Source organism: Croceitalea dokdonensis DOKDO 023, assembly GCF_001306415.1.
GTDB lineage: Bacteria > Bacteroidota > Bacteroidia > Flavobacteriales > Flavobacteriaceae > Croceitalea > Croceitalea dokdonensis.
In genome coordinates, this window is the sequence record NZ_LDJX01000007.1 from 103,025 (window position 1) to 123,856 (window position 20,832).

15 protein-coding genes and 1 tRNA gene are annotated in these 20,832 nt (G+C 38.9%); 6 read left to right on the forward strand and 10 right to left on the reverse strand.

What is annotated here, in order from left to right; translation table 11 throughout:
* Position 1: 1 nt before the first annotated feature.
* From I595_RS14545 to I595_RS14560, 4 genes are all read left to right on the forward strand, one after another.
* Positions 2 to 361, forward strand: a complete 360-nt coding sequence (locus tag I595_RS14545) for a BlaI/MecI/CopY family transcriptional regulator (protein WP_054560275.1) — start codon at positions 2 to 4, stop codon at positions 359 to 361.
* Entirely contained in the window at positions 361 to 2,328 is a 1,968-nt protein-coding gene (locus I595_RS14550) for a M56 family metallopeptidase (RefSeq protein ID WP_054560176.1), read from the forward strand. Before I595_RS14545 ends, I595_RS14550 begins: the two co-directional genes overlap by 1 nt.
* Before the next feature lie 791 nt (positions 2,329 to 3,119).
* Positions 3,120 to 3,359, forward strand: a complete 240-nt coding sequence (locus I595_RS17445; RefSeq protein WP_054560177.1) for a hypothetical protein — start codon at positions 3,120 to 3,122, stop codon at positions 3,357 to 3,359.
* A 187-nt stretch (positions 3,360 to 3,546) separates the two neighbouring features.
* Complete coding sequence (locus I595_RS14560; protein ID WP_054560276.1) at positions 3,547 to 3,699, forward strand: hypothetical protein; 153 nt, start codon at positions 3,547 to 3,549, stop codon at positions 3,697 to 3,699.
* On the opposite strand, the gene I595_RS14565 is transcribed toward I595_RS14560, so the two are convergent.
* A complete protein-coding gene (locus tag I595_RS14565; RefSeq protein ID WP_054560277.1) occupies positions 3,693 to 4,205 on the reverse strand; it encodes an adenine phosphoribosyltransferase in 513 nt (170 codons plus the stop codon). The genes I595_RS14560 and I595_RS14565 overlap by 7 nt on opposite strands.
* 63 nt (positions 4,206 to 4,268) lie before the next feature.
* Between I595_RS14565 and I595_RS14570 the strand changes: the two genes are divergently transcribed.
* Positions 4,269 to 4,342, forward strand: a tRNA-Arg gene (locus tag I595_RS14570).
* Positions 4,343 to 4,790: 448 nt separating this feature from the next.
* On the forward strand, positions 4,791 to 6,017 hold the full coding sequence (locus I595_RS14580; RefSeq protein ID WP_054560278.1) for a site-specific integrase: 1,227 nt from the start codon (positions 4,791 to 4,793) through the stop codon (positions 6,015 to 6,017).
* Positions 6,018 to 6,484: 467 nt separating this feature from the next.
* Here the strand turns inward: I595_RS14580 and I595_RS14585 are convergent, their stop codons facing one another.
* From I595_RS14585 to I595_RS14625, 9 genes are all read right to left on the reverse strand, one after another.
* Positions 6,485 to 7,405 carry a PorP/SprF family type IX secretion system membrane protein gene (locus tag I595_RS14585; protein ID WP_083467622.1) on the reverse strand — a complete coding sequence of 307 codons (921 nt, stop codon included), beginning with the start codon at positions 7,403 to 7,405 and terminating at the stop codon, positions 6,485 to 6,487.
* Between the two features lie 4 nt (positions 7,406 to 7,409).
* A complete protein-coding gene (locus I595_RS14590) occupies positions 7,410 to 11,072 on the reverse strand; it encodes a BspA family leucine-rich repeat surface protein (protein ID WP_054560180.1) in 3,663 nt (1,220 codons plus the stop codon).
* A 151-nt stretch (positions 11,073 to 11,223) separates the two neighbouring features.
* Positions 11,224 to 13,455, reverse strand: coding sequence for a BspA family leucine-rich repeat surface protein (locus I595_RS14595; RefSeq protein WP_054560181.1), 2,232 nt, complete (start codon positions 13,453 to 13,455; stop codon positions 11,224 to 11,226).
* 58 nt (positions 13,456 to 13,513) lie between these two features.
* Positions 13,514 to 15,415 carry a BspA family leucine-rich repeat surface protein gene (locus I595_RS14600; RefSeq protein ID WP_054560182.1) on the reverse strand — a complete coding sequence of 634 codons (1,902 nt, stop codon included), beginning with the start codon at positions 15,413 to 15,415 and terminating at the stop codon, positions 13,514 to 13,516.
* Between the two features lie 295 nt (positions 15,416 to 15,710).
* Positions 15,711 to 16,334 carry a collagen-like protein gene (locus I595_RS14605; protein ID WP_054560183.1) on the reverse strand — a complete coding sequence of 208 codons (624 nt, stop codon included), beginning with the start codon at positions 16,332 to 16,334 and terminating at the stop codon, positions 15,711 to 15,713.
* Positions 16,335 to 16,536: 202 nt separating this feature from the next.
* Positions 16,537 to 17,169: a response regulator gene (locus tag I595_RS14610; RefSeq protein WP_054560184.1), complete on the reverse strand. Its 633-nt coding sequence runs from the start codon at positions 17,167 to 17,169 to the stop codon at positions 16,537 to 16,539.
* A complete protein-coding gene (locus I595_RS14615; RefSeq protein ID WP_083467623.1) occupies positions 17,166 to 19,070 on the reverse strand; it encodes a tetratricopeptide repeat-containing sensor histidine kinase in 1,905 nt (634 codons plus the stop codon). Before I595_RS14615 ends, I595_RS14610 begins: the two co-directional genes overlap by 4 nt.
* Positions 19,071 to 19,121: 51 nt before the next feature.
* Complete coding sequence (locus tag I595_RS14620; RefSeq protein WP_054560186.1) at positions 19,122 to 20,039, reverse strand: hypothetical protein; 918 nt, start codon at positions 20,037 to 20,039, stop codon at positions 19,122 to 19,124.
* Between the two features lie 365 nt (positions 20,040 to 20,404).
* The gene (locus I595_RS14625; protein ID WP_054560187.1) at positions 20,405 to 20,830 is read right to left on the reverse strand and encodes a S41 family peptidase; all 426 of its coding nucleotides are present in this window, start codon (positions 20,828 to 20,830) and stop codon (positions 20,405 to 20,407) included.
* Positions 20,831 to 20,832 lie beyond the last annotated feature (2 nt).

Here is a 20,832-nt window from a genome sequence, read left to right on the forward strand (position 1 = left end):
CATGCAGAAATTAACGAACAAGGAAGAGGAGGTAATGAAAATCCTATGGAAGCTGGAAAAAGCTTTTGTCAAGGAAGTGTTGGCGGAGATGGAAGGCAAAAAACCACATTACAACACCCTGTCCACTATCATCCGGCATTTAGAGGAAAAAGGGTACGTATCCTATGAAGCTTTTGGAAACACGCATCGGTATTATCCCATTATTAGCAAAGAGGCATACCGCAAATTGTTTATTAATGCCACCATAACGGACTATTATGATAATTCCTATAAGAGTTTGGTCTCCTTCTTTGCCAAGGAAGAGAAGATATCCGTTGAAGAATTAAAGGAAATAATTGAACTCATAGAAAAGAAAAAGTAATGGACGTATTCTTTATCCACCTCTCAAAATCTTCCGGAATTTTATTGCTGTTCCTTGGTACTTACACCCTGTTCTTAAGGCAAGAGACTTTTTTTAAAAGCAACCGTATATTTTTGGGACTAGGGATTATTACGGCCGTTTTTATGCCCTTTGTAAACATCACCAAGACCGTATATGTGGAGGCCACTGCCTTTAGTCTGGACCAGGGAACTGTCTTACTGCCCATGGCAGAGGTTGCCGCAGAAGAACCATTTCCTTGGTTACCGGTATTATTTGTGGTGTATTTGGTTGGGGTTATTTTTTTGGGCATTAGGCTTGTTTTGCAGCTAATTGCCATTTACCAAATAAAAAAAGGAGGCACTGTCTTTAAAGAGGGGACATTTTACCACGTGCGGACCCATTCCAATATTTCCCCATTTTCATTTTTTAAGCATATTTTTTACTATCCGTTCCAGTTTACCGCCAAGGAACTGCAAACCATTATCAACCATGAAAAAGCGCACGCCAAAGGATGGCATTCCTTGGACACCTTGATCACGGAGATAGGGTGTATGCTACTATGGTTCAATCCTGCCGTTTGGTGGTACAAAACCATGGTTGCACAAAACTTGGAATACCTCGCGGATGCCAAGACCTGTACAAAAGATGAAGACAAAAAAGAATACCAATACTTGATGTTAAAGCAACTTATTGGGCATCAAAAAATAGGCATCGTCACCCCATTTTTTAATTCATTAATCAAAAAACGAATCGTCATGTTAAATCAAAATCAATCAAAACGGGTAAAGTTTGTAAAGGTATTGACCATTTTGCCCCTTCTCACCCTTTTTCTATTCAGTTTTAATACCAAAGAACTGCTTGTTGCCAAGCAGCCCATCAAACGCCAGCAACTAGACCAATTCCCAAAACTTGCCATAGAGCAAGAAAGCACAAAAGGCTTGGTGGCAGTTCCCATGGCCCAAACGGATGACGGGAGCACTGTACCAAACAGTTTTGGCAAAAAACCTGCTGTGATCGCCCAACCCCCCATTGCAGCGGACACCCAAATTACCAAAGTCACTTTGGAGATTGACAAAACATCCTCAGTAGAGACCCTGAAGGATAATAGTGATTTTCTTGCCAAACGCGGCGTTAGTGTAAAGTTTAAGAACATCAAACAAAATGCCAAGGGAGAAATTACTGCCATCAAGGTGAGTTATGACAATGGGGCAGCTGATACCGGAAATTACCAACAAAGAAGAACTGACGGTATTGAGCCTTTTGTGGTCATGGTGCAATTTAACCCTGATAGCCCGGCACAGATTACCGTGGGTGCCTGGCAGAAAAAAAGCACCTTAAACCATGCGGTATGGAGCGGATTGGACCAAATTGGTGAACATGATGATATTCGTATCAAGCGGGGAGCATCTTATAAAACGCTGGACATTTCCAAGAATGGTGACACGGATATCATCTTCATTGATGGCAACGAGGTTTCTTTAGATTCCCTTGCCAATTTAGGGGAATTGGAGCAGGCTTTTGTAAAGGTTGTGAAAATTAGTGATAAGGATAACAATACTATTGTTACCCAGGTAAAAGTTGCGGATAGTACAGGTTCTTCCAGAGCACTTAGATTATTGGAAAACGATACCGTTAACGCAACAAAAAAATACATCCTTACCAGAACCGATGTTTTGAAAATGGAAGAAAGTGGGGATGAAACCATCGTACATCTGGTTATTGACGATGACGACGATGATGAAAGTGATGAGGATGATGAGGGTTCTATCGTCATTCTCCAAAAAGACTACGGCAAGGAACCGCTTTATATCATAGATGGTGTAGAGGCGACCAAAAAGCAGATGAAAAACCTATCACCCAATTCCATAAAGAGTGTCTATGTCCTTAAGGGAAAGAAGGCCGTAAAAAAATATGGAATCAAGGGTGAAAATGGAGTAGTAGAAATTAGTACCAAAGAAGAGGATTAGTCAAAAATAAGTCTTTGGACTTGGAATTTCCGGCCGCAATTGCGGCCGGATTTTTTTTGCAAAAAAAACGAAAGTCCATCAAATCAAATTTTAAAAAACAAAACCTACCTTGGATTTTAAAAACTGTCTTAAAATACCTCTTCATTTCTATCATTTTTTTGTGTTAAAAACTATTAACTACTTCATATTGTTACTTTTATTAAGAAAGTCACATCAAAATTAAAGGCAAATCTGTTTATTTGATTACAATACTGTATTCAATTGTGTATATATCTACCCAAATATTTGTAAACCGGATGGTTATCATTTTATATTGAAAAAGAACCAGGTGGAAAACCATATGTATCAACCTTTAAATTCAACGTAATATGATTGCTTTAGCAAAGTTTATGGTCACGCTTCTTTTAAGTGTCCTAACAGTCCTTATGTCATCACTTTAAAACCATACTACTATGATAACACGTTTAGGACTACGGACTATTATTACCGGAATAACCGCCCTGGTGATAGAAACACTCTTTAAGCGTGCCAACCATATCTAAGAGTCAATACAAGAAAAAGAAGTCAGATTATTGCCGTGGGCATCATCTCAAGTATTCTTCCCGGCATGTTTTTTTCGCAAAGCCATGTACCGCCTATGTGCTGCAATATCCTTGGGGAGGTCAAAAGGCCATTTTCCAGCAGGGCATCCCTACCAAAATGTAAGGACGTCTGATACCGATTCCGTTTGAACTTCCGATAACATACGTGTTTCCGGATAAGGAGGCAGAAATGCTACTAAGCGCGCTCGTTTGGAAAAAGAACAAATACAAAAGACCATAGCCACGGAAACCGAGGCAAAAGTGGTGGAATTTAGTTTTATCAAGGAAAAGAGGCAGTTTAAGGTGCAGCAGTTTAATGCCCGGAGTAAAAAAGGAGCAGCAGATGTGGAGGCCAATCAAAAATGCCAAATTTGTAATTGCAGAGCTTATCCTATTAAGAAAGGGCGGAATGGGAATATAAAACCGCTGTGGGGGTTGCCGGTGACTTAAAAAGTGTAAAATTGCTGGCAATTTACAAGGAAGGTGTTGGAAATGTTATCGGCAACGATAACCTTTTACAGTCTTTGATTGGCTAAGAATTGGCTAAAAAAAATGACAGAAAACAAAGAAAAATAATACCCTTAAAGCTGGGTCTATGACCCAGCTTTAATTTTTGTATTTTGCCAAAAAATCCACCATGCAGCATGTCTTCAAAGTCTTGGCGAAAATCAACAAGTTGGTGCTTCCCTCATTTACACGGAAAAGGCTGGATTTAGCCAAAGCCTCAAAGTTTCAATTGGCACTTATCGGATGGCGTTATTTTGTGACCACCCGGGCCTTGGGTCAATAAGACAATAAGGAAGTGATGGTATAGTTGGGCAATTGGGCAGCGCCTTTAAGGAAAGTGAGGTTCACCAAAAAATTACATTGTACCACCTCGCCCCCTAATTGTTCCACAAGTTTACAGACAGCTTTACAGGTGCCACCTGTGGCCAGCACATCATCATGAACCAAAACTTTTTCCCCTTTTAAAATGGCATCCGTATGTATTTCCAGAATATCTTGCCCGTACTCTAACTGATAGGGTTCAGCAACTGTACGGAAGGGGAGTTTGCCCGCCTTACGAACCGGGACAAAGCCCGCATTTAATTTCATTGCCAGTATCGGTGCAAAAATAAACCCACGACTATCTACCCCAACCACTTTGTCTATAGGCCGTTCATTGACCAAAACATACAGCGCCTCTGCCGCCTGCTGTAGGGCTTTAGGGTCTTGCAGCAAAGGCGTAATATCTTTGAAGGTGATGCCTGGTTTTGGAAAATCTACGATATCACGGACAAATTCATTGAAATGCATTGAAATGGGATTAGAGGTTTTGCTGTAAATGTAAAAAGAAATATATTTGCACCCCATGAAAATGGCCTCGTGGCGCAACTGAATAGCGCATCTGATTACGGCTCAGAAGGTTACAGGTTTGAATCCTGTCGAGGTCACGGATAAGTAGTTCAATAAGAAAAAACGCCAAGCCCGCTTGAGCGTTTTTTTGTTTGAACTATTTTCAAAGCGGAGCTTTGTCAGGAAAACCGTAGGTAATCCTGTCGAGGTCACGGATAAGTAGTTCGATAAGAAAAAACGCCAAGCTCGCTTGAGCGTTTTTTTGTTTGAACTATTTTCAAAGCGGAGCTTTGTCAGGAAAACCGTAGGTAATCCTGTCGAGGTCACTAAACAAAACTCGAAAGAGTACTAAAACCTTGTAAATCTTATGATTTGCAAGGTTTTGTTGTTTTTGGACGATAATACGATTTGGATTGATATGATTCCAAACGTCAACAAATCGGTCAACAGATTTTTTAATCGTCAACACTGTTGACGATTGGCCAAAAACGCAAACCGTAGTTGATTTGACTTTCATCTTAATGTTTAACCGTAAAGATGACAACTATGAAATCTTCACACACATTCACAATCCTATTTTGGATAAACGCTTCAAGAGCATCCTATGGAAAAGCAGACTTGTTTGCTCGTATTACAGTGAATTCTAAACGAGTGAACTTAAGCCTGAAGAGGAAGATCCCTATTGAACTTTGGGATGTAATAAGCAAAAGAGTCATCGGTAGATCTTCTTTCGCAAAACAAGTAAATCATCAAATCGACAGCGTACAAGCAAGACTGATACAGATTTATCATGATTTAAGATTCAAAGATGAACTGATAACTGCTCAATTAATTAAATCGCTTTACTACGGAGAAGACGATAACTCAAAAACACTTTCAGAGATTTTAGCCTATCACAACAAAAAAATTGAACAAACACTTGCAGTTGGAACGATTCGAAACTTTGGAATAACAGAAAAATATATCAACCGATTTTTGAATCAAAAACTGAAAACAACGGATATTTTTCTAAAACAACTGAACTATAAGTTCATTACAGACTTTGAAATTTTTCTGATACAATACTACCCAAAAGGCCATCACAAAGCTATGAGCCATAACACCGTTATGAAACATCTTCAAAGACTTCGGAAAATCGTTACCCTTGCCTATCATATGGAATGGCTGGATAAAGATCCTTTCATTCGCTGGAAACCTAGTTTCGAGCAAAGGCAATGCGAATTTCTTTCTGACCATGAACTCTCCAATTTGGAAACTTATAAATTTCCCATTGAACGATTGGACCGTGTCCGCGATTTATTCGTTTTTAGCTGTTACACGGGTATAAGTTATGCGGATATCATAAAGTTGACGGCAAATAATATTTCAATAGAAATTGATGGGAGCAAATGGATAATCTCACAAAGACAAAAGACGAAAACTCCAATCAAGATTCCACTTCTTGAAAATGCGGAAAATATTATTAAGAAGTATCACGACCATCCTATCACAATTGTTTCAGAATCATTGCTGCCGGTGATTACCAATGAAAAGTTGAATTTATACCTGAAAGAAATTGCTGATGCTGTGGGAATAAGAAAAAACCTGACATTTCATATGGCTCGACATACTTTTGCTACAACAGTTACCTTGTCCAACGGAGTTCCTATCGAAACCGTTTCAAAATTATTGGGGCATACCAAACTCGCAACTACACAAATTTATGCAAGGGTACTCGACCATAAAGTAAGCCATGATATGCAATTGCTCCGAAACAGACTTTCAAATAGATAAAAATCCCCAAATCTTACCCTTAACTTTTGCGAATGGTTCCTAAGGAGTTTCTTTAGCGTTCCGGTAGAAAAGCGTAAAGAAGAAAATCCAAAGTGCGCAACAACCTACTTTTTCAACAATAGCCTTTGTGCTATTTTGTTTTATTGCTTCGCAATAGGTCTGGAAGAGCAAGAGGATAACAGGCTGACGCCATGTTATGTTTTTAATCGTCTTTTAATCAACTGATTAAAAGATACCATTCCAGACTTAAATTCAATTTTTATCATAAAAACCTCGGGAAGCCCAGTAATCATTGAAATTTTTTATCATAAATCTTAAAATTTGATATGATTTGACATAAGATAGGAGTGCCCTATTTCGCGACATATTTCGTTCATCTTCCTGATTCACGATGCCATCGAAACAGGATCCTGCACTAAGTTATGTGTAAGGATTTGGGACAGGATAATTAAAATAAAATCTAATTTTCAATCAATTGAATACCCCTTACCTGCTCTATAACTTAGGATAATACCATGGGTATTTCTTAATGGTGAGTCACCACTGCCTTGCGAGTAACTGTAAATTAACCTGAAATTTTTAAAGACATAACAACCTAAGAATGCATTGATTGTATCACTTGTTCTAAATCCAGCTCCAAGCTCTATGATATTCTTAAAACTTAATGCTAAATTAGTATCTATTTGAAAAGGTGCGCCATTTTCATATTTAAAAAGTAAACTTGGTTTTAATATGAATTTTGGGTCATATCGATCTAAGACAAAATGATAGCCAGTATAACCATAAAAAGGTTGTGATAAAACCAAGTTGTCTTGATTAGCAAAAGTGTCGCCGAGTAAATTAGGTGCACTTATCCCAGCAAAAAAATTACGATAACCAAAAAGAACACCTGCTCCAACCGCCGGTAAAGTCGCATTCACATTCTCCATAAAATTGGGATCATCCTGAAGCCCCAGACTTAAGAGGTCTTGGCTATAAAGTAGCGCACCCGCATTTAAACCAAATGAAATAAAGGAACGATCAAAGACTTTCCAATATGGGTAAGCATTATCATTAAGAATTATTTTATAGGAATATGCTCCAAATATTTGTGTTGAAGAAGTCACCCCGATTTCATCACTCACAATCCCGAAACCCATTCCCATTTTTTCATTCCTCATTGGGCTGTTGAATGTAAAGGCAAAGCTCCGGGGTGAACCTTCAAAATCTTGATTTCCAAAACCAATATTACTCAACGTTGTCTCTGAATTTTTGAAAATACCTGCAAAGGCTGAATTGATCATAAACGGATTGTAATTATATTCTGTAAAAGAAGGCGTCTGCTGGGCAATCACCATCCCACAAAAACACAATTCCAAAATCAGATATGAAATGTATTTCTTTTTCATGGATTTATCTTTTTAATACCAAGTAGCCTTGGGTTGTTTTTAGACGATGTTCCGTAGGGATGTTTATCATAAAAAAGTAAGTTCCTTCGGGCAGTTGACCGGCACCCATTCCCAACAATCTATTCGCTTCTCCACGAAAAACATTAGAATTATTATCGTAACCACTTATTGTGAAGACCTTATCGCCCCAACGGTTAAAAATCATCACGGTGTTATCAGGGTATTCCTCAATACCATTTATAATCCAAACATCATTATTTCCGTCGTTGTCAGGTGAGAAACCAAAGAGGGATTCAATTTGCTCATTTTCAGCAACGGTTATAAAAGACTGTGATTCGCATGCTTCCGATGATGATGAATTTGTATAGGGAACAATCATAACAAAAATTTCCTGTCCAAAAGGAAGGTCTTCTTGAAGATTAAATGAGGTGTTGGGTCCTACATCTATACTCAGAATCTCGCTACCTCCTTCCGTGGTTCCAAGGTGTAGCAAATAACCGGATACATCGGTTACGGTACTCCAACTTATACTAGTATCAACAGGTATATCAATGGCTCCCGCTTCGGGAGTCAAAATAGTGGTACAAAGTGAAAGTTGATCTAAAGGCAATTCGGTTATAAATTGTTCCTCCTCACATGAGAAAGCAACGCCCGCACTATTATAGGGTTGGATAAAGACAAAAATCTCAGTATTTGGTGGAAGATCTTCGTTAAATCCAAAAAACGTGGCATTACCCACATCTCCTTCGAATAGATCACTACCATCAGATGAAGTACCCACTTTGAGAAAGTAACCCTGAGCACCTTCCGAAACATCCCATGAAAGATTGGTATTAACCGGTATATCAATAGCAAAGTTTAATGGTGAAATCAAGCTGGTGCATTCGGGAACGGCACCCTCTATAGTGAACGATTCCGTAGGGCAGCCCACTGCATCGCCCAAAGCATTGTAGGGCACTATCGTTACCATGACCACATCGCCAATGGTAAAATCTTCACCCGGACTGTACACGATGTTGTCTCCAAGGTCGAGGTCGGTCACGTCATTCGTGCCGCTCGTAGTCGTTATCGTGATGCGGTAGCCATCCGAACCGTCGATACGATTCCAGACGATATCGGTATTGGCCACAACATCAACGGCCCCATCAATGGGTCCCGTCAACTCGGTACATTTGGGAACGGCACCCTCTATAGTGAACGATTCCGTAGGGCAGCCCACTGCATCGCCCAAAGCATTGTAGGGCACTATCGTTACCGTTACCACATCGCCGATGGTAAAGTCTTCACCCGGACTGTACACGATGTTGTCACCGAGGTCGAGGTCGATCACCTCGTTCGTACCGCTCGTGGTCGTTATCGTGATACGGTAGCCATCGGCGCCGTCGAGACGATTCCAGACGATATCGGTATTGGCCACAACATCAACGGCCCCATCAATGGGTGCCGTCAACTCGGTACATTCGGGAACGGTACCTTCTATGGTGAACGATTCCGTAGTGCAGCCCACTGCATCGCCCAAAGCGTTGTAGGGCACTATCGTTACCGTTACCACATCGCCGATGGTAAAGTCTTCACCCGGACTGTACAGGGTGTTATCGCCGAGGTCGAGGTCGGTCACCTCGTTCGTACCGCTCGTGGTCGTTATCGTAATTCGGTAGCCCGCGGCAAATTGTGCTGCTTCCCATGATAAGGTTGTATTCGTTACAACATCGGTATCACCATCCAACGGGTTTATCAGGGTTGTGCATAATGTTTGGGGGCATGCGAGTGTATCACCAGTTATGACCCACCCAAAATTATCTACCATAGATTGCCGCTGTACTGTTGATAAGCAATAAGATAGGCCAAAGGCTCCTAGTTCAACATTTGAACTTAGGTTTTGTGCTGACCAACCAATTAAAGTTGTATCGTAATTTTCAATGGTAATTGCCGTATTCGAAAGCATAAATGTCATGTCATTCACTAAGGTAACATCCCAGTTATTCAAAGGTTGATTGAAACTTGTTGCCTGTGAAAAAGCACCCGACATATTGACCACCGAAGAAACGTTCCATGAATCAAGGGACTGATTAAAATTATTCGCACCGAAAAACAAGAACGAAATATTAGTTACAGAAGAAACATCCCAGTCATTTAATGGTTGGTCAAAGTTTTCAGCCCTGCTGAACATACCGGAGATATCCATAACAGCAGAAACATCCCAATTATTCAAGGGTTGATTGAAACTTGTAGCCTGTGAGAAAGCGCTTGACATATTGATTACTGAAGAAACTTTCCACGAGTTAAGCGGCTGATTAAAATTAGAGGCTCGAGAAAACAAAGAAGATATATTGGTAACAGAGGACACATCCCAGTCATTTAATGGTTGATTAAAGTTTTCAGCCCTGCTGAACATACTGGAGATATCAGTTACAGAAGAAACATCCCAACTATTCAATTGTTGGTTGAAATTTCTAGTGTTTGCGAACATAAAAGTCATATCGGTAACAGAGGAAACATCCCAAGCATTCAATACTTGATTAAAATTTCTGGCACCATTGAACATTTCTGCCATATTGGTTACAGCTGCGACATTCCAAGTATTCAATGGTTGATCAAAACTATCCGCATCAGAAAACATAAAAGACATATCAGAAACAGAAGAAACATCCCAAGTATTTAAAGCGCCATTAAAATTTTCTGCAAACCTGAACATACTTGACATATCAACAACAGACGAAACATCCCAATTAATTAGTGGTTGGTTAAAACTGATTGCGTCAAAGAACATTCCAGACATATTCGTCACTGAAGTAACGTTCCAGTCATTAAGGGGTTGATCAAAAGCTTGAGCACCACCGAACATTCTTGACATGTTGTTTACTGAAGACACGTTCCATGCATTTATAGGTTGGTTAAAGATTGTTGCACCAGCGAACATAAAGCTCATATCGGTAACAGCTGAAACGTCCCAATTATTCATGGGTTGATTGTATGCATTGGTAACACTAAACATTCTGAACATGTTGACCAGAGACGAAACATCCCAATCATTAATATCTTGATTGAAATTCGCCGAACCATGAAACATTTCAGACATATCAGTCACCGCGGAAACATCCCAATCATTTAGCGGTTGATTAAATCTGATCGTTCTCATGAACATCAAAGACATATCCGTAACTGTCGATGTATTCCATAAGTTCAAAGGTGCATTTAGCATGTTACATCTTTGAAACATTGATTTTAAGCTAGTAACTTGAGATAAGTTTGGGGAGTCTATTAAACCAAAATTCAGGTTTACACAGGCCAGAAAGGCGCGCTCCATAGTACGCCATTCGATATCACCCCATTGTAAGATTTCTATAATCTTTAGCCTATCGCTTGCATTGGTACCATTAAAATAAATTGCAGGAAAGTTGCCGCTAATACTAACCGTATAAATGCCGGGAGTAGCATAGGTATGCGTAATATTGCCATTGACCCCATTATCAGTTGTACCGTCGCCCCAATCAACATCATAGTTATAAGTTGTAAAAGCTGGGTTCGTAGGAATCGTAATTTGATTATCTGCAGATGAACCCGCTTCTACATTTTCGGTGTTCCAAACAGTAACAAAAGGTTGAGCGTAGGCACTACCCATACCGATGATTGCAATGACAATGCTTAGAAGTACTTTATTAAACATATTTTTTTGGTTTAGGTAAGCCTTGCTTTTAAAATTTTCGTTTATGGTATAGCTATCGTAAGTAAGATTGGTGTTTCATTATTAAGTAATACCTGTCGCAACCTCTGAAGTGTTGGTACGAATAAGAAGCAATAGCTTTGAGTCTAGAGAATTAATTAAAACAATTGCCCCGAGTGGGGAAATGCTGCGGTTGCAGACCTGACCGTAAACCAAAACTGGCGCATTCCACGACATTATCCGTATTCCAGTTGGAAAGGTCTTGGTCAAAGAGGGTACTTTCAAAAAACATTCCTAACATATCGCGTACGCGTGAAACATCCCAACCGGAAATATCTTGATTAAACCTACTAGCCCGGTTGAACATCCCCCGCATATCGACCACTCTAGAAACATCCCAGTTGCCAATGCTGGAATTAAAGAAAGGGGCTTGGGCAAACATACCGTTCATATTGAAGACCGATGAAACATTCCATTGGGAGAGGTCTCCACTAAACGAACTAGCACCCGAAAACATGGAATCCATATTCGTCACGTTGGAAACATTCCACTGCGAGAGATCGCCAGAAAAAGAACTTGCAGATGCAAACATATTACCCATGTCAGTTACTGACGATACATTCCATCTTGAGACATCACTATTAAAGCTTGTAGCCGTATTGAACATGCCCGACATATTGCTCACATTGGAAACGTCCCAATTGGAAATATCTTGGTTAAAGGAGTTGGCCGTAAAAAACATTTCGCTCATATTGGTTACAGAAGAAACATCCCAGTTGGAAATATCACCGTTAAAATCAACAGCCCGATAAAACATTTGGTTCATCTCGGTCACGCTTGAAACGTCCCAATTGGAAAGGTCGGCATTAAATGCTCTGGCATTTTCAAACATTACCTCCATTGAGGTCACGTTACTTACATCCCAATTGGAAATATCACCATTGAATGATTCAGCACCTCTAAACATTCGACCCATATTGGTTACACTAGTTGTGTTCCAATTAGAAAGATCTTGATTAAAGGATATTGCACGGCCAAACATTCCGAGCATCGTAGTTACCTTAGAAACATCCCAAGTTGTTATATCACCATTAAAAGAGGTTGCGTCGAAAAACATACCTTGCATAGTAGTGGTATTGGAGACATCCCAATTGCTTAAATCCTGATTAAAAGAAGTAGCTCCATTGAACATTCCAACCATATTCGTAACACTAAACACATTCCAATTAGAAATATCACCATTAAAAGAAGTGGCTTCCAAGAACATATCTTCCATTGAAGTTACCTGAGAGACATCCCAACCAGAAATATCACCGTTAAAAGAGGTTGCCCCATCAAACATCTGCTCCATTGTCGTAACCTTAGAAACGTCCCAATCATGAAGGTCTTGGTTAAAAGCTTGGGCTACAAAAAACATACCCGCCATGTTGGTAACCTTAGAAACATCCCATCCGGAGATATTACCATTAAAAGTATCAGCATCTTCAAACATATATGCCATATCAGTAACATCGGAAACATCCCAATCCGCTAGGTCTCCGTTAAATGAATTTGCACCAGAAAACATTTCTTTCATGTTAGTGACTTCTTTTAGAATAGGGGTGTCCTGGGCAGAGAAGCGTTCCAGATTTCTGCAGGCAGCAAAGTGTTCGCCCGCATTACCCAATTGTACATCACCCCATTGCACTACATCAATGAATTTATTAATTGACGAACTTCTTTTTCCAAAGCTGAAACCTTTTAAAGTACCCGTTATGGTAACAGTCTTGATACCTTCAGAACCAAAAACATGTTCAGCATCTGGGTCGTCAAATGAGGTGACCAACGCTGGCTCTGTGTTATCGCCCCACTCCACAATAAAATTGTATTCCGTAGGGTCTTCTTCACTGCCTTGATATAATGGCAACCTTATGATACGACTACCACCTTCAACATTCCACCGTGTGATAAAAGGCACAGCATCTTCTTGTACATCTAAAATATTCAAGGTAAAACTAGCATTTTGAAAGAGTTGGCCCGAGGTCACCCGCACCTCACCCGTGATGACTTCACGGCGTTCAAAATCAAAAGCCGAGACATCTTCAACCACTAGCTCACCTTGGTTATTGATGGTTAGCGCATCTTCACGGGAAACATTAAGCAATTCAAAAGATAAGGGCTGGTCAAGATTTTCTTGGGTAACCTCAAATTGAGTCAATATACTTTCATCTTCAGGATTTTCTATGACCGACTCCGTTAGATTGGCAATACTAAGCACAGGTGTGGTGTCTAACGGAGTTTCAGGTTCTTCTTGCATGGGTTCGGGTACTACACTATCGTCATTGGAACAGGAAATAAAAAAGAGTAGTGCAAAAACAATATTGAACTTGTTGAATTTAGAATACATAGTGTAATGATTTGAAAATGAAATGGTAAATCGTTGAAACAACTTGATAGATTTGTAATCAATCGTCACAGTCTTCAAAATCAGGGAAGTTTGAAAATTGTAACGCCGAGCCTGATGCAAAATTTTCACAATTGGTTACACTGCCCAGATCCCAATTGGACAGGTCTTGATCGAATGCCGTAGCATCACGAAACATATTTTCAACATCGGTTACATTACCAACATTCCAATTAGAAATATCTTGGTTGAATGTCTCTGCGTTTCTGAACATACCACGCATTGTAGTGACGTTTGAAACATTCCATTGAGCAATATTGCCGTTAAAGGCTCTTGCTCCAAAAAACATATTGCTCATCGAAGTTACACTAACCGTGTTCCATCTTGAAATATCAGTATTGAATGAATTTGCGAGAAGGAACATATCGCTCATATCGACGACATTGAAAACCCCCCACTCAGAGATGTCTTGATTGAATGAAGTTGAACGGCTGAACATTCCCGACATGTTAGTAACCTTTCGGACATCCCATCTTGAAATATCGGCATTGAACATTGATGTTGAACTGAACATGCCACCCATATCAATGACATTAGAAACATCCCAAAGAAGGACATCAGGATTAAATGACCTTGCAGCATAGAACATACTTGACATATCTGATACACCGGAGACCGCCCAATTGGAAATAGTGCCATTAAAAGCATCGGCTCCAGAGAACATTTCATTCATATTGGTGACGTTCGAAACATCCCAGTTGGGTAAATCTTGATTGAACACTGAGGCTCTTTTGAACATCTTTTGCATGTCCGTTACATTCGAAACATTCCAACCAGAAATATCGGCATTGAACGCTTTTGCATCGGAAAACATTTCGTGCATATCCGTGACATTGCCAACATTCCATCCGGAAATATCAGCATTGAATAGTGGTGCGAATCTGAACATACCGCTCATATCTGTAACACTGAAAACGTTCCAATTAGAGATATCACTATTGAATTCTCTTGCACTAAGAAACATATTCGACATATTCGTAACGTTCGAGACATCCCAATTTGAAATACCCATCTTCTCAAAAATATTTGTAATGACCCCCTCAAACATGCTGGACATATTGGTAACATCTTTTATGTTGGGCGGGTGGGGTGCTGAATACTCTTTTATTCCAGAATTCTTAAAGTAAGCTCCGGCATTTCCCAGTCTAAGGTCTCCCCACTGTAAAATATCCTGGAGCCGAGCACCGGTCTCAACTTTGTCAAAACTAAATCCTTTAATCGTGCCTGTAATGGTCACCGTTTTGAACCCTTCTGTCTGATAGGTATGTTGCGCCTGCGAATCATCAAAAGAGGTTACGGTTTGTATTGGAGTACCATCGCCCCAATCGACAATAAAATCATACTCGGTAACATCTTCGGCTGTACTTTCATAGAGGGGCAAACGTACCGTCATCCAGTCAAATGTGGTATCATTAAAGTCTTGGACATGCCATTGCGAAATAAAGGGAATAGCTGCTTCATCTACATCTATGATATTAAAAACAAAACTAGCAGTACGGACGAGTCCACCAGAGCTTACCTGAACCAGACCTGAAATGGTTTCCCGCCTTTCAAAATCAAATACCGATGCATCTGTTACCACAAGTTCGCCTTGCTGATTAAGAGACAAGGCGCCCGAAAAGGAAATCTCGACTAAATCAAAAACTAGTGCGTCGGTCAAGTTTTCTTGAGTGACATCAAACTGAGCAATGACGCTCTGGTTTTCAGGATTTTCAACGATGTCGGCGGTCAGGTCAACAATGGTAAGTATAGGGTTTTCCGGTGGTGTTTCTATTGATTCTTCCGGTACTGGTGACACCTCTGGCGCTACCTCATCTTTACTACACGAAATAGCTACAAGAAAGAGCAGTATAACAGTAAACTTGAAATGGTATTTCTTCATGCGATTCTTTATTTTGGCCATTTTCTTTAGTTTTAATTATCACAACTAAAATATTGTGAACCAAAGGGTTGTTTGTGCATGAAAATCCCTGTATTTTTTTCTAGGTGTTTTCCCTGATATAAGACCCTTAAGGAAAATTTGAATGACTGTTTTAGCTACTTTTCAATTTAGTTTTACAGGGTTTTTCTGGAAGACAATCCAGACTCTGTAGGCCATATTTCTTGCCTTAGATTTTTGTGACTGAATTTTTTAGAAGGGATATCATAAAAAAACCGAAACACTTGTTTCGGTTTTCCTTAAAAACAGTTTTTTTGATTTAATGATCAAGCCCCAAATAATCCATTACCTCAAAGTATGTCATTTTTGAAAAGTCAGGATAACTATTTTTACCCGTTGTATTGCTAGTAGATTCAATGACAACCACCTTTAATAAATCAAGGGCGCCAGCCGGGATAGAAAAAGAACTACCGTCTGCAGGATCCACAAAATTCATGATATAAAAACCTGGAGATATATCGGCAGCTATACTAAAAGGAAGAAAAAAACCGATCGCCGGTAGCGGGTACCAATTATTATTTCGTTTTACATAACCAAGAACCACGTCATTATCAATGACTGATTGGGTTAATTCTGGAATGTTTTGCCCATATAGTGTCCCCGAGACATTTGAAATATCAAATATATATGAATTTACATTTGCATTTCCATCAGCTCCATCTTGCCCATCTTGACCATCTTCTCCGTCTTGACCATCTGTACCATTGGCACCATCTTGTCCATCTTCACCGTCCGCTCCGTTCTGGCCAGGAGGTCCTTGTTCTCCTTGAGGTCCTGGTGCGCCATCCATGCCGTCCATACCATCTTCTGCACTACAGGATAAGGCAAGTATTACAATACTCCCGATTAAATAATACTTCAGTTTTAAAAGTGTTGTTTTCATGATTCAAAATTTTAGTGATTTAACTTTTTTTACACTACTAAAGTATTGTGAACCAAAGGGTTAATTATGAGTGAAAATCCCCGTATTTTTTTCTAGGTGTTTTCCCTAATATTAAGTGAAAGCCTGCATTTTAACGATTTCAAAAGCGTTTTATCTGACTCAATCTTTTGAAAGACTAGATGAAAAGAAACTTTTAAAAAGCTTAACCCAATAAACCTTTTTCTAAAGCTACGCGAACCAGTCCGGCTGTATTTCGTACCCCAAGTTTCTGCGTAAGATTGTTGCGGTGGCTTTCCACTGTTTTTGGACTTATAAAGAGCTTCTCAGATATCTCTTGTGTAGTATGTTCTTTAACAATGAGTGACAAGACTTCTTTTTCTCGTCTCGTTAATTTAGGTATAAAGGAAGTAGTGGAATTACCGATGCTGTCGTTCAATAAAATGTCCTTGATTTCTAGAGGTAAGTACTGTTTTCCGCCGCAAACCGTTTCAATCGCCCTTATCAATTCTGCTTTACCGGTATTTTTGAGTAAATAACCCTTGGCCCCATTTCTGAGCATATTTTTAATGAAACCGGTTTCGCTATAATTGGATAAAGCCAAAATCGCCAGATCAGGATATTTTTTTATTAGGGTTTTACATATATCGATACCGTTGACATCTGGTAGATTAATATCCAGCAACAAAACATCAGGCACTTCAGCTTCGATTTCACCTAATAGTTGTTTTCCCAAGTTATAGGTCGCAGTGATACCAATATTTTCAACATCTTCCAACATGCTTTCTATACCCTTTAATACCATATTGTGATCATCGAGAACCGCTACCTTTATCATATTTCATTCATTTTATTCAGGTCTAGGGCTATTTGTGTGGTTGTACCATTTTCACTACTGTCAATATCCAATTCGGCCTTTAAAAAATCAACCCTTGATTTAATATTTTGCAAGCCTATTCCCGTTGAATTATTTGATGGATCAAAACCCATGCCATTATCTTCAACAGTAATGGTCAGTTTGTCTCCATGGTTATTTATTTGCACCATAGCTTCTGAAGCTTTGGCATGTTTTAGGATATTATTGATAAGCTCTTGTACGATACGGTAAATTGCCGTTTCGTTTTCCTTCTTTAGATTGACCCTGTTCCCAAAATGTTGAAAGCTGATATTTACCTTTTTAAGCGTATTCTGCTTATTGCAAAATTGTTCTAAGGCTTCGGTCAAATCGAACCGGGTCAATGAGGGTGGTGCCAAATTATGAGAAATCCTTCGCACCTGTTCCACTGCATTATCCAACATGTTCAACGCTTCGCCATAATCTTCTTTTTCCTTAGGTGAAAAGCCTTTTTGGCCAATGCTACTGATTTTATATTTGATGACCGCCAAGTCACCATTGATACCATCATGTAAATCTTGGGCCAGACGATTGCGTTCATTCTCTTCACCATCTATCAAGGCCTCAAGTTTTACAAGCTCTTGTTTTGTCCGTAATGCTAAAATCTCATTGGCTTTTGATTTTTGCCGTTGTTTAAAAAACAAAGCTGAAGAGATGAGGGCCAATAACAAAAATCCCCCTAAGGCGTAGGCCAACACCTTTTCATTTTCTTTTTTTAGAATGATATTCTCTTGCTGCTCTAGCTGTAAACTTTGCTCACTAATTTCTGCCTCTTTTTGCTTGGTTTCAAATGATTTCTCGTAATAATTGATTTGATTCAAATAGGTTTCATTCAAAATGGAATCTCTGAAAATCAAATGTTTATTCAAATAATCGTGGGCTTTTTTGAAATTTCCCTTCACCACTTCAACTTTTGAAAGTGTATAATAGGCCTTTTCTTGAATTTCCTTTAGACCATTCAGCCTCGCCATTTCAACCGCACGATTTAAATAATCAATTGATTTTGAATAATCTTGCAACTCGGCATGTCCCTCTCCCAATTTAGTCAGAATTTCTACCCGAAAATATTCGTCATTTAGTTGCTCATTTATAGAAAGTGCATTTTCTAAAAAATCAATGGCTTGGTCAAAGGATTTATTCAAAAGATAATATTCACCGAAATTTCGTTGTACAAAAAAATCAAGTCGTTTGTCATCTATCATTTTTGATAGGCTATCAGCATTTTTAAAATACTCAAAAGCCTCTTTTAGACTTCCAACCCTAGTTTCTGAAAGACCTAAATCCCCATATAAAAAACCCAAAAGTTTGGTCTCTTTTTTAGGCAAAAAACGTAATGACTTATTCAAGTAATTGGCTTCTTTATCATACTTTTTTAATGAACTGAATAGGGCGGCAAGATTTTGTGAAGTTACTGCAACACTAGAGCTATCTTTAATAATTTCAAATACTTCTATCCCCTTTAAATAATTATCAACAGCTTTGTCGAAATCTCCCAAATATTGATGTATGTTACCGACATTGATAAAAGTTGCAGCTTTACCCTTGGGATAGTTGGCCAAATCGGCATAGCCCATTGACTCTTTATAATAGTATAGGGCAGAGTCGTATTCTGCAAGGTTTGAGTGTACTATACCACTATAGTTCAATGAGCGAAAAGCACCAAGATCGTAGTTCTCATCAAGACTTAAAGCTAAAGCTTGCCTATACGTTTGAAGGGCTCTTTTAGGGTCTGTGTTTTCAAAACTGTAAGCCTCATCCAATATTTCTTGAATACGCAAACTGTCTTGACCACACAAAGAACAATACACGAAGCAAAACAAAAAGAACAAATAGGGGATTTTCATTTTATGATGTATTGGTTAAGGATTTCTCTTTGACAGTTACTTTTATAGGTGTTACCCACAATTGGGACCATATTTTCCACTGTACACCCTAAAATAACGTTTTCCGTTTAAAAAGGTCTTGTCATTATGGTCAATGGTGACTGTGTATTCATAAACCTCGCCGCTATTAAACGTTAATCGCAGTATAACATCACCGTTTTGTTCTATCATAGTCCATGTGCCAGCACCGTTCGTATTACTACCATAACCCCCATTGTACCCCCCACCCGAAACACTCAAGCTATTGTATGCGGAGTGGTTAAAATATCCTTGACCACATAGGTCAATTTTTACTTTTTTCCCATATCCACCAGTGCCATACGAAGTATGGGATTCCATATAGGTCAAGCGACAATTACTGAATTTTTTCACCCAATCTTTTGCTTCAGAATAGTTTATCGAATTCTCTGTTTCTAGATCAGGGTTTTCGAAGTAGGCAGATTTAGCAACTTCTAGACTTTTCTCACGCAAGGAATTTGAAAATAAGCCTTCTGAAGCCGCGCTAATTATGGTAAGCCCGAGACCATAAACATTCAACACCCCGCAAATAAAAGCTTTGGCATTAGTACCTGAAATGGTTCCAGTAAAGGTATTTCCAACTGTTTTAGAGTCAATGGTCTCGAAAGCACCAACGGGGAAAAATTTACTATTTGGCCCAATTTCAAATTTTTGTGACAATTCTTTTTGAATGGCTGATATCGTAGTTAAATCATGGGTCGTTACCAAAATAAAACCGGGGGTGGTATCACTACCCATAAGATATCCGTTATCAATTTCTTGCCCTGACCAACCTTCGGGTATTTCAAATGAAAGCCCCAATTGTGGGTAAGTCACCAAATTATCTTGCTGAGCTTGACCATTTTTTACTAAAACCAGCACCGTTAAAAGGGGGAAAAGTTGTGAGATAAAGTATTTACTAAGCTTAATCATCCTATTTCATCTTATAGCGAAGTTCTAATGAAAAGATGACGAATTTCTACATGAAATTACCTGAAAATAATTCTAGGGGTTTTCCCTGATATACTTGTTGAATTTAACCTATTTGCCATTATTAAATTGGTATAGTTAATTGGACTTTAGTCTTGATAAATGCGGACATGAAGAATTTTACTAAGGATAAAATCCTTAAGGAAATTTATGGTGGTGAATGGTTATTTACAAATCATGGAAAAACCAAATCATCCGTCAAAATAAGTCACTAAAATTACATTGGTAAAAAGGGATAAAAGTGCCCGTGTATTTATGTTATTAGGTGGTTGATAGCAATGAATCATTATCAGATTTTTGGGCACTTGTTATCTGTTTTTAAGTATCGCTATGGTCTTATCAATCCATTTGTACGGTTTTATAGTCTTATCAAAATAGTAATCAGGTTGTAGTCCTATATCATCAATTACATTGTCTGGTAAACGCTTACTTCTAGAAGTAGCAAATTTTATGTAGTATTGGCCACAAGGCGATTTAACATAATTTAAATTTGACATATCTAGTGCCCCGTAGGTGGTTGTTCCAAATAATTTAACTTTTATACTGCGTCTTGCTGCAAGAACAAATTGTTCCGCAGTGCTTGCTACATAATTATTAATAATTACTCCAACATGCTTCGGATAGGTATAAATGGTATCAATTACAGTTTCTTTAATGGGAGAATTATCCAATGAAACAAATTCCCCTTTAGGGGAGGAAAGTTTCTCATAAATACTTTGACACTCTTTTTGCATTT